The organism is Vibrio sp. Vb1574 (genome assembly GCF_033338675.1).
This window is the reverse complement of sequence record NZ_JAWOTC010000015.1, coordinates 79,918-90,435: the sequence shown is the minus strand read 5'-3', so window position 1 is coordinate 90,435 and position 10,518 is coordinate 79,918. Positions and strand designations below refer to the sequence as shown.

Below are 10,518 nucleotides of genomic sequence, written 5' to 3'. Positions count from 1 at the left end.
CACAATTGGTACCGTACAAAACAACCGATCGAATTTGGATTACTTGACTATAATCGTTTTGAGAATCGATGATGATTTAAGGGGGTTCTCATGGGTATACGAGATAACATTGCCGCTCTTGAACAACAGATTTACGTTGCTTGTTCTGAGGGAGACTACGAAACGGTCAATATGCTTGAGCATCAACTCGAATACTTGCGTGGCAAAGTGGAACATCCTTTTGATGATGACCCTTATGCCCTAGACACTCGATTCGAGTGGGAAGATGACATGACCGAATAGAAAAAACCTCCGGAAAGCCGGAGGTTTTTTTATTTTCAATGCTCGATGGATTACTTCGCCATTAACTCATCCAGAGCTTGAATTGATGCAGACACTTGAGAAACTAAATCATCTTTAGTCGCATTATAGGTATCTAAAGGTTGAGCCGCGGCTTCAATTGCTTGGCAAGCGTTCATTAATGCAGTTAGTCCTAAACTTCCCGCGCTGCCCTTTAATTTATGGGCAAGGTTCTTTACTTCTTTACTATCATTGTCCTCAGCAGACGCTTGCAGTTTGCTTAATACATCAGTGCTGGTGGATCTAAACAGATTAATAATGTGCAACATCTTATCTCTGCCCAAGATTTTCATATCGGACTCAATCACGCTCGGATTAATGATAACCACATCGGGTTCCTTTTTTTGGGGCGCTTGAACGACCTTTGATTGTAGCTCTTGTTCTTGAGGCGAAATTTGATCAAACGGGGTACAGTCGGCATTTTGTGGCAACAACAACGGCTTTCCGTCTAGCGCATCCTGAATCAATGCCGCGAGTGCCTCTTTTGCCAATGGCTTAGGCAAGTATCCGTCAAAACCAGCGGCTAGATAGCGCTCAACTTCTTCCGCAAAAACGTGCGCAGACACTGCAATCATTGGCGTGACGGCAAGCGCTTTATTGGCCGGCTTATCACACTCAATCCGCTTTAAGCGTTGGATCAACTCAGTTCCATCACAATCAGGGAGGTTGATGTCGACTAAAGCGATATCAAAATCCTGTGTGCTGATCAGTTGCTCTGCTTGTGAGCCGTTTTCTGCCATCACGACTTGATGCCCCATGCTTTCTAGAAAACCTTCCGCGACCACTCGGTTGACTTCATTATCTTCTACCAGCAAGACCTTTGCTTTCACTTTGCAACGTGCGGTTGCCACGGTTCCTGTTTCAACAGGTTCGCTTTCCTCTAACGGAATAGAGAACCAGAATCGGCTACCATTTCCCTCTTCGGAATCGACTTCTAAAACACCGCCCATCGCTTCAATGATTCGCTTACTGATGGCAAGTCCAAGCCCCGTACCTCCAGTTTGGCTCATCCCACCTTCAGCTTGCGTGAAGGCATCAAACAACGTTCTCTGGTATTTTTTGGCAATTCCTATTCCAGTGTCTGATACTTCAAACAGGACTTGCGACTCGTCCTCAGGGTTCAGGCTAACGTAGATATCAATTTCTCCTTCGTCAGTGAACTTAATCGCGTTACCAACAAGATTGTTCAGCACCTGACTGATTCTGGTGACATCCCCTTTCCAGTAGCGACTAACATCACTTTCAATATGGTAGGAGAACAGCAGCTTCTTCTCTTGTGCTCGACTGTTCATTAACTGGAAAGTGTCCTCCACCATTTGGTGTAAATCAAAGCCCATGTGACGAATTTCTAAATGCCCCGCTTCAATCTTGGAGTAATCCAGTACATCATTAAGGATCGCGAGCAACGTTTTACCACTACGATTAATGATTTCCGCATAACGCTTTTGAATTGGGTTGAGGCCTGAGTCAATCAACAAGCGTGCTGTCCCCAACACTCCGTTCATTGGCGTTCTTATCTCATGGCTCATCGTCGCCAAGAATGCCGATTTTGCTCGGCTCGCTTGCTCTGCTTGCTTGCGAGCTTTAGCGTGATTCAAAACCTCTTCATTCAAACGGCGGTTTGCTTGTTTTAACTGCGAAGTGCGCTGCTCAACGAGCTCTTCTAAATGCTCTTTATGCTCCTCAAGCTCTCGCTTGGCTTGAGCTTCACCCTCTGCTACCACTTTTAGTGCTTGCGCGGTATTACGAGCCGTGATGATGGCCTGCCCCATATGCGCCAACTCATCTTTGCCTTTCACTTCCAACTCAACCGCTAAGTTACCCTGCGCCACAGACAGCAACGCAGCGGAATATTCAGCTAACCGCTTCACAACAGAAAGGTACACCACACGCCATAAAATCAGCACCAATACAATCAAACCAACAATTGAAATAACGGTTAGAGACCACTGAGCGAATTTCAGTGTGCTGGTCAATTGGTCTACAGCGACGGTAGTGGTTTTGTTTGAATCATCAACCAATTTGTTGACCGTGCCATTAAGCTCTGAGAACAACTCTAATGTCTTTTGCATCAGTTGTTGTGACTGTTCGTTATTCTCGTATTGCTGCATCAGTATAGAAAATACGACCTGACGCTTACCAAGCTCTATGAGCAGTTGGCTCATTTGCTTTGAGCGCGTAGGATCTTCCACAGCGAGTACACGGCGTTGCATGATTTTGAGGTTGCTATCGAAATCACTTTGAACCTGTTGAATTCGCTCAATATTCGTTAATGTCCGAGCCTCTTCAATCTGATTCAACATTTTAAAGGCCAACAAGTGCAGTTCATGCAATCGCTCAGTCAAATCAAGATCGACCTCCACCAGTGCATCTAGCGCCTGATAAACTTGCGATTTTTTATTCGATTCTAATAAGTCATAAATATGCGTGACGTTAGCAACAGCAATGGTGCTTGTATTCTGAACTTGCGTACGAGTTAGTTGTTCTAGCTCTTCACTGAGCAGACGCATTTCTTCAACACGAGTATCTATCTCTTTTGCAAGCCACAGCTTTTTTTCAACCGAAACACCGAGTTCTGCCAAATTGTCGATAACGTTCTGGACGTTATTCTCTAAAGCTTCTAACAATTGAGAATCGAACGACTCACTCCCGAGCTCCTTGATGTGAGTGAGTAAAGACTCGAGCTGTTCGAACAGCACTCGCCCTGACTCCTTTCTTTCCTGCTCGTTTCTTGCGTTCGACAACATTTGTACAGACGAAATAATACGAGTACTCAACTCAGAGACTTGCCTCGCCTCAATCATGGCGGGAATCGCAGAATCCACGACATTTCTTTCGGTTTTGGCAACCAAAGAAAATCCAGACACACCAATAAGTGCCGATAACATGACCAGTATTGCCATCGCAATGAAAGACAACAAAAGTTTACGACCGATGCTTGCAGTTGCTAGCAGCATATTTTCATGACCTTAATGTTCGTGTTCAGCGACATATTACGTTATATTTTGCAGTGTTTACTTAATCTATGCCAACGAACTTCATTTCATGGTTAAAAATCAACACTCATTTCGCACATTTTTCAAACATTCTGCAGCCACTTTAACCCTAGTTGCTTCTTTGCCAGCGGTTGCCGCAGAGAAAATATGTGCAATATACCCTCACCTAAAGGATTCATACTGGTTGTCAGTAAACTATGGAATGGTGTCCGAAGCGAAAAGAGAAGGTGTCGAGCTACGAGTCCTTGAAGCGGGCGGCTACCCAAACAAAACCCGTCAAGAACAACAACTCGCACTGTGTAACCAATGGGGAGCAGATGCGGTTATCCTTGGGACCGTGGACCCACAGGCTTACGAGCATTCACTTAAAAATTGGGTGGGGAATACTCCCGTTTTTGCTACTGTGAACCAACTCGACTTGGATGAAGAACAAAGTGAGTTGCTAAAAGGGACTGTCGGTGTTGACTGGCATTGGATGGGATACGAAGCGGGTCAATATTTGGCCGCTCGCCATCCAAAGGCGTCAGGAAAAACCAACATTGCCTTACTTTTGGGGCCGCGAACTCGTGGTGGTACGAAACCCGTTACTGCCGGATTTTATGAAGCGATACAAGGAAGTGATATCAACATTGTTGACTCATTTTGGGCAGACAACGACAAGGAGTTACAACGTAACCTAGTTCAACGTGTGATCGATATGGGAAATATAGATTACATTGTTGGCAGTGCAGTGGCGATTGAAGCGGCCATCAGTGAGCTGCGCAGTGCCGGCAAAGCTGAGGAGATCGGTTTAGTTTCTGTGTACTTAAGTCATGGTGTATATCGAGGCCTGTTACGTAACAAAGTACTCTTCGCACCAACAGATAAAATGGTGCAGCAAGGTCGGCTTTCCGTGATGCAAGCAACGCATTACTTAAGGGGTGAAGCTTATGACAAACATGCCTCACCAACCATCAAACCACTGACTCCGAAGACGCTTCATGACGACACGATCGAAGAATCGTTATCTCCGTCAGAATATAGGCCGACATTCCGTGTTAAGGCTGTTGATTGAAAGACCAAAAACGTGTTCTATTGAGTCACAACAATTTTAAAATCATATAAACGGAAACATCTTGATGCAAAAAACCATTCGTACCATGCCAACCCATAAACATGTGGCTTTGGTCGCTCACGACAACTGCAAACCTGAGCTACTTCGCTGGGTAAAAGAAAACAAAGAAAAGCTACAGAGTCACTTCCTTTACGCAACTGGCACGACAGGACACATGCTGAGTAAAGAAACTGGACTTGCGATCAAGAGCATGATCAGTGGTCCGATGGGCGGTGATCAACAACTAGGCGCTCTCATTTCAGAAGGCAAAATCGACGTTCTCGTTTTCTTTTGGGATCCACTGAATGCCGTACCTCACGACCCAGATGTTAAAGCGCTTCTTCGTATTGCTAGTGTTTGGAATATTCCTGTAGCAACGAACCGAGCCACCGCTAAGTTCCTGTTTAACTCCCCTCTTCTTGAGCAAGAAGTAGACATCGAAGTTCCGGATTACGAAGCCTATCTTGCTGAGCGCATGTAAGCTTTGATGCCAACCAAATAAAGCAAAGGCGATACCAAGTATCGCCTTTGCTGTTTTTAACATTCTAAACGTTGCATTTAACGGGAAGTCACGATGGGATAATCACCATTAACGAGCTCTTGAACGAATGCAGATCCCGCGCCAGTATGCGTGATCCAAACCTTCTCTTTCGCACGTGTAATCGCCACGTAAAATAGCCTGCGCTCTTCTGCGTAAGGGAATTTGTCTTTGGATTCCGTCAACGCACCATCAATGTGAATTTGCTTCTTCTTAGCGGGGAATTGCCCCTCATCCACAGAAAGAATAATCACAAAGTCAGCTTCGCGTCCTTTACTCGCATGGCAAGTCATAAAGCGAATATCGAGATTAGGGAAACGTCGCAACCAATCGTCGAACAAATCGGGCTTATGGTAATGGTTGCGTCCTAGCAATAAAACTGACTTGGTTTGCTTGGCTTGTTGATTCAAGTGATCCAAGATCTTTTCCACTTGATTGCTCGGCGCGGTATGTACGCTCTTCTGCTTGCGTTGTTTGTGGCTGTTTAGTGTTTTCGGCAACTGCGATGGGTTTTGCTGCACGAATGTATTCGCTACATCACCAATCTGATTGTTGAAACGATAAGTTGTATCTAAGTGATGAACGGTTGAGTGAGCAAAGCGTTCTTTAAAGCCAGTGATAAGATCGACATCCGCTCCTGCAAACTGATAGATCGCTTGCCAATCGTCGCCAACAGCAAATAACGTCGCACCTGCTTGTTTCTGAGTGGATTCACACAGTGCTTCAATCAATGCCAGACGGTCTGGAGAGATATCTTGATACTCATCGACCATAATAAAGCGCCATGGCGAGACAAACTTTCCTTTATTCACATAATCTGTCGCACGACTGATCATGGTTGGGAAATCCACTTGGTTGCTTTCTTTAAGCATTTTCTGCCACGCTGTAAAACATGGCCAGCATAAGGCGAGTTCACTATTTAAACGCGTATAGTCTTGGTGGTTTACGAGCTTTTCTTGTACTTGCTTTTTGGTCAACCCTACCGCCGCTAAATGAGACAGCTGCGAATCTAGCCAAGCGATCAGTTTTGGATTTTCTGAATGGCTTCCTAACTCATCATCCCCTTTTAGGTACGCAATCGGCCATTTGTCTAAATGTTTTTGCCAACGTTTAAAGTTGGTGGGTGTCATCCAATGTTTTTTCAACCAGTCTACACACCATGCCGTTCGTTGATTTTCGTCCAACGCTAAAGGGCTAATTTCGACAGGTTGCTGTTCGACTTGTTTAAGAATATACAAGCCCAACTGATGGAATGTGTTGACGCGCACACCGTCTGCCGCCATGCCCACTTTATCTACTAAGCGTTCTTTCATTTCAGTCGCCGCATCACGACCGAACGCTAACATGAGAAGCTCTTCTGCTTGAGCCTGATGGCTTTGCAACAAATAGGCAACTCGTGCGGTTAAAACGCTGGTTTTGCCCGAGCCGGCACCAGCAAGAACTAAGTTGTGGTCGTCGTTGAGTAATACCGCATATTGCTGGGATAAATTCAAAGGAGAGGATTCAATTTGATTAAACAGCACTTCCCAATTTGGACGTTCTGCTTCTAGCCAATCGCGATTACGTTCACCAAGCGCCTCAGAGGTATCAATGAGCCAAGGCTCTATTTGCGACATACGATTCGGCATTCGCATTTTGGCTTCTTCTAGGGTGGTTTTCATCTCGCTTAACTCTTGGTTAAGACTTTCAACCCAGGAGACCACTTGAGAATGCGATAAGTAAGCAGGCAAGTGCTTTAGTTTGTAAAGCTCTTCTTCCCACTTAGGTAGATACTCAGCCAGTTTTCGGCACTGAGTGTTGTGCCACTCTTGATATTGACGAACGGCCTCAAGCGCGAACTTTCGGCATTGTGGCCACGGTAAACCTTGGACTAGCCAGCTTTGTTGTTTGCCTTCGTGTTCATGAGCAAAAAACTGTAAAGAGCTCCATAATAACCCACGCTTTACGCTAACTTTGCCATTCCAGATCGTAAAAGGAATATGTTCTTCACTGCCTATCGAGCTTAATAAAACACTGTTCTCTTTTATTTCGACGTGATGGTACTCATTTTGAATAAAAAACTGTGCTTTGCTAGTGGCAGTAAGCTGCATGAAACGTGCGCCTTTTAGTTTAGAAGTTGTCGATTTATATCATTTTAAGGCGCTAAATTGTAGCAACGGCGAGCACCTAAGTAAGCTTCTTCTTCTATTCTTTAATAAAATTCACATTACTGTCGATTTAATAACCTAAAGCTGAGGTTATTTGAAGCTGGCTTTACAATCCTCAATACATGACCTGGCAGTTTTAATATAAGTCAATGACATCCCTGCTGATTTTATCAGCAACCACGAATTTTTCTTAAAGTAAATCATAAACGCGCTATAGTGGGTCTGGTAGTATTCCCCCTGTTCTTCATCGGAAACATAAGGCGCATTGTGCAAGCAACTTCTAAATTTCGGCTATATTGGGCAAACAAGACGATAAATTACAGCGTTCTTATCCTTATTACCTTACTGGGTGTGGTTATCCCAACTTGGTACTTCGAGCAAAACACGCTGATAACGCCATTAATATTAGGCGTTATTGCTGCTGCTTTGGCTGAAAGTGATGACAGTTTCACTGGACGCATCAAGGCTCTGATTCTCACCTTTCTCTGTTTTGCGCTTGCTGCTTTTTCAATTGAAATCTTGTTCGATACCCCTTGGGCTTTTGCGTTGGGATTATTTATCTCAACCTTCGGCTTCATCATTCTTGGAGCGATAGGTCCTAAGTACGCGAGTATTGCTTTTGGTTCGTTGCTGATCGCTATTTATACTATGCTTGGCGCACATGAAAGCACCAACATTTGGTTTCAGCCACTACTGCTTTTGACTGGTGCCGCATGGTATTACTTCATGTCCATGATTTGGCAGATATTTTGGCCTCTTCAACCGGTGCAACAAAGCTTAGCCAATGTGTTCTTCCAAATGGCGAATTATCTTGATGCGAAAGCCAAGCTTTTTCACCCTGTGACCAACTTGACGCCACAACCGCTACGGATTGAAGCTGCAAAATGCAATGCTGCCACGGTTACGGCACTAAACGCTTGTAAAACCACATTACTTAACCGATCGAAACGGGGTCACATTGATGGGCCTAGTGACCGATTTTTAAATATTTACTTCATCGCTCAAGACATTCACGAACGCGTCAGTTCTAGCCATTATCGCTATCAGGATTTAGCGACCGAATTTGAACGTTCTGATGTGCTGTTTCGTTTTAAATATCTTTTGGAGTCTCAAGCCCAAGCGTGTCGTGATATTGCACTAGCCATTCAGCTAGGAAATGAATACTCCCATACCGATCAATCTATTCTGGCATTAGCTGAAGTACAAAACTCTCTTGCTTATCTAGAAGAACAAAAGCAAGGGCACTGGAAACGTCTGCTGATGCAGTTAACATATTTATTCAATAACTTAGCGACGGTAGAAAAACAACTTAATAACATTAACAACCCAGATGTTGAAGGCCTCGAAGAAGATACCCTCGCCGATACCAACCCACACACGCTAAAGGCGATGTGGCAGCGTATATCAGCAAATTTACACAAAGATTCGATGCTGTTTCGGCATGCATTACGTATGTCAATTGCCTTAACGATTGGCTATGGAATCATTCAAATATTCAACATCGACCGAGGTTACTGGATACTCTTAACCACTTTATTCGTATGCCAACCGAACTACAGTGCCACTCGCCAAAAATTGACGGCGCGAGTAATAGGTACATTAGCTGGTTTGTTGATTGGTGTACCATTGCTGACTTTTTTCCCTTCTCAAGAAAGCCAGTTAGTATTTATCGTTATCTCTGGAGTGATGTTTTTCGCCTTCCGGATGAACAACTATGGGTACGCGACTGGTTTTATTACACTGCTCGTCCTCTTCTTATTTAATCAACTAGGTGAAGGTTACGCAGTTGTCCTTCCTCGACTAGCAGATACCCTCATCGGGTGTGTGCTTGCAGTAGGAGCTGTATTAGTTATTTTGCCCGACTGGCAGTCGAGAAGGCTTCACAAAGTTATGTCGGATGCGATAGAGGCGAACAAGCAGTATCTCGATCAGATCATTGGTCAGTATAGAATCGGCAAGAAAGACAATTTGAGTTACCGTATCGCTCGCCGCCAGGCCCACAATAATGATGCCTCACTCTCTTCTGCGATTAGTACGATGCTGGCGGAGCCTGGCAAATATCGCGCAGCTGTTGATGAAAGTTTTCGCTTCCTAACGTTAAATCACGCAATGTTGAACTATATTTCTGCATTAGGCGCGCACAGAACTCGCATCGAAGATGAGTCAATTCATAAACTCGTTTTAGATGCTCACCGTTGTATTCATCAGCATCTGGATGTACTTCATAAACAGCTTCACCAGCATTGTGAGGAGTGTGACCTATCTAATATTGATGATGCTGGACTCGAGCAACGCTTAAACGAATGGCGCGATGAAGACGACAGCTCTGCCCGCATGGTATTGCAGCAACTTCATCTTATCTATCGCATGCTCCCAGAGCTTCATTCACTTGCTAGTAAGTTTGCCGTCAGGGTAAGTTAGTAACATTCAAACCATATGTAAGAGGGAAGCGCTATATCGCTTCCCTTTTTCTTTTTACGCTTCCATCTACCCCAAAGTGGGTAATTATGTACCTTCTTAGGAAAAATCTGACGTATCACTTAACACACCTTGACAATATTCGGACAAAAATCAATCGATCAAATTCTAATCTATTTTGGTTGAATAAATATGTTGTATCCAAAGGATGAAGAATTTCGGGCAACGACGGATAAACCGAATCACGACGAAGGTATTGAGATGAACGCACAACAATTTAATGAACTTAAACAAAAGCTCAGTGATTTGACGGCAAGTCAGTTAAAGTCATTACAAGGTGAGATCAGCGTGAAACTAAATAAAGCGCAAAAACCGGTTCTATCTGGTGAAGAAAGAGAAATGCTTGCCAAACTGTTTGCCTAATCAAGTCATTGATATAAAACACTTGAACGTTTTATAAACTCCACCTATGCTCTCACTATCATAATGTTGGGAGTAGTGATATGCCTGTATCGGGAATTCAATCTGGACACCACATCGTTCAGATGTCACAACAAATGGCCGAGAAAGCTGCACATGGCATTAGCAATAATGTAAGTAAGGTAAAAGAAGAGCTTTCTGATCACAACATCGATTTAGCTGCGGTTGCGGATGTCGCAATAACAGCCTCAACACCTAGCCTTCCCTCTCAAAAAGTTGAATCTCTCATCAACCTCGCACAAGCCGCTGGTTATAACCGAGTTGGCGCGTCTGTCATAGAGAAAAACAATGAAATCATTGGCAGCTTGCTAGACATCCACGTTTAGGCGATTTAACGTCAAATTATCGCTATTTTAATTTCCAACTATCACTATAACGTCGTAACAAGATACCCCCTTTGCTTCGTTCTTGCTTTCTATTTCGATTCAAATATCTCCTGTTTAAAATCAAGCGTTCCCGAAAAAAATGGGCGGCTTATCAGAGCCGCCCATTTTTGTGTTGTATACA

The 10,518-nt window shown here is 44.0% G+C and carries 8 protein-coding genes; 6 read left to right on the top strand and 2 right to left on the bottom strand.

The genetic code is table 11. The annotated features are described in order from the left end of the window. Positions 1 to 90: 90 nt before the first annotated feature. Complete coding sequence (locus R7O12_RS12385; RefSeq protein WP_005376565.1) at positions 91 to 282, top strand: hypothetical protein; 192 nt, start codon at positions 91 to 93, stop codon at positions 280 to 282. Positions 283 to 332: 50 nt separating this feature from the next. Here R7O12_RS12385 and torS read toward each other — a convergent pair whose 3' ends face one another. Beyond that, positions 333 to 3,296: a TMAO reductase system sensor histidine kinase/response regulator TorS gene (torS, locus tag R7O12_RS12380; protein WP_053307617.1), complete on the bottom strand. Its 2,964-nt coding sequence runs from the start codon at positions 3,294 to 3,296 to the stop codon at positions 333 to 335. Between the two features lie 43 nt (positions 3,297 to 3,339). On the opposite strand from torS, the gene torT reads away from it, so the two are divergent. Both torT and R7O12_RS12370 read left to right on the top strand, forming a co-directional pair. Beyond that, positions 3,340 to 4,389 (top strand): TMAO reductase system periplasmic protein TorT, encoded by a 1,050-nt coding sequence (gene torT / locus R7O12_RS12375; RefSeq protein ID WP_262631379.1) that lies wholly within the window; start codon positions 3,340 to 3,342, stop codon positions 4,387 to 4,389. A 64-nt stretch (positions 4,390 to 4,453) separates the two neighbouring features. Beyond that, on the top strand, positions 4,454 to 4,909 hold the full coding sequence (locus R7O12_RS12370; protein WP_005376571.1) for a methylglyoxal synthase: 456 nt from the start codon (positions 4,454 to 4,456) through the stop codon (positions 4,907 to 4,909). A gap of 77 nt (positions 4,910 to 4,986) precedes the next feature. Here R7O12_RS12370 and helD read toward each other — a convergent pair whose 3' ends face one another. Further along, the gene (helD, locus tag R7O12_RS12365) at positions 4,987 to 7,056 is read right to left on the bottom strand and encodes a DNA helicase IV (RefSeq protein ID WP_005376572.1); all 2,070 of its coding nucleotides are present in this window, start codon (positions 7,054 to 7,056) and stop codon (positions 4,987 to 4,989) included. 324 nt (positions 7,057 to 7,380) lie between these two features. Here helD and yccS point away from each other — a divergent pair, with 324 nt between their 5' ends. From yccS to R7O12_RS12350, 3 genes are all read left to right on the top strand, one after another. Next, positions 7,381 to 9,534: a YccS family putative transporter gene (gene yccS / locus R7O12_RS12360; RefSeq protein ID WP_005376573.1), complete on the top strand. Its 2,154-nt coding sequence runs from the start codon at positions 7,381 to 7,383 to the stop codon at positions 9,532 to 9,534. A 189-nt stretch (positions 9,535 to 9,723) separates the two neighbouring features. Next, complete coding sequence (locus R7O12_RS12355) at positions 9,724 to 9,954, top strand: hypothetical protein (protein ID WP_005376575.1); 231 nt, start codon at positions 9,724 to 9,726, stop codon at positions 9,952 to 9,954. An 80-nt stretch (positions 9,955 to 10,034) separates the two neighbouring features. Beyond that, positions 10,035 to 10,337, top strand: a complete 303-nt coding sequence (locus R7O12_RS12350) for a hypothetical protein (protein WP_054577819.1) — start codon at positions 10,035 to 10,037, stop codon at positions 10,335 to 10,337. The last annotated feature ends 181 nt before the right edge of the window (positions 10,338 to 10,518 follow it).

What these genes read in the sequence shown, in the direction of transcription:
- R7O12_RS12370 (WP_005376571.1), top strand. Translation starts at nt 4,454, where the DNA reads ATGCAAAAAACCATTCGTACCATGCCAACCCATAAACATGTGGCTTTG.
- helD (WP_005376572.1), bottom strand. Translation starts at nt 7,056, where the DNA reads ATGCAGCTTACTGCCACTAGCAAAGCACAGTTTTTTATTCAAAATGAG.
- torS (WP_053307617.1), bottom strand. Translation starts at nt 3,296, where the DNA reads ATGCTGCTAGCAACTGCAAGCATCGGTCGTAAACTTTTGTTGTCTTTC.
- R7O12_RS12355 (WP_005376575.1), top strand. Translation starts at nt 9,724, where the DNA reads ATGTTGTATCCAAAGGATGAAGAATTTCGGGCAACGACGGATAAACCG.
- R7O12_RS12350 (WP_054577819.1), top strand. Translation starts at nt 10,035, where the DNA reads ATGCCTGTATCGGGAATTCAATCTGGACACCACATCGTTCAGATGTCA.
- R7O12_RS12385 (WP_005376565.1), top strand. Translation starts at nt 91, where the DNA reads ATGGGTATACGAGATAACATTGCCGCTCTTGAACAACAGATTTACGTT.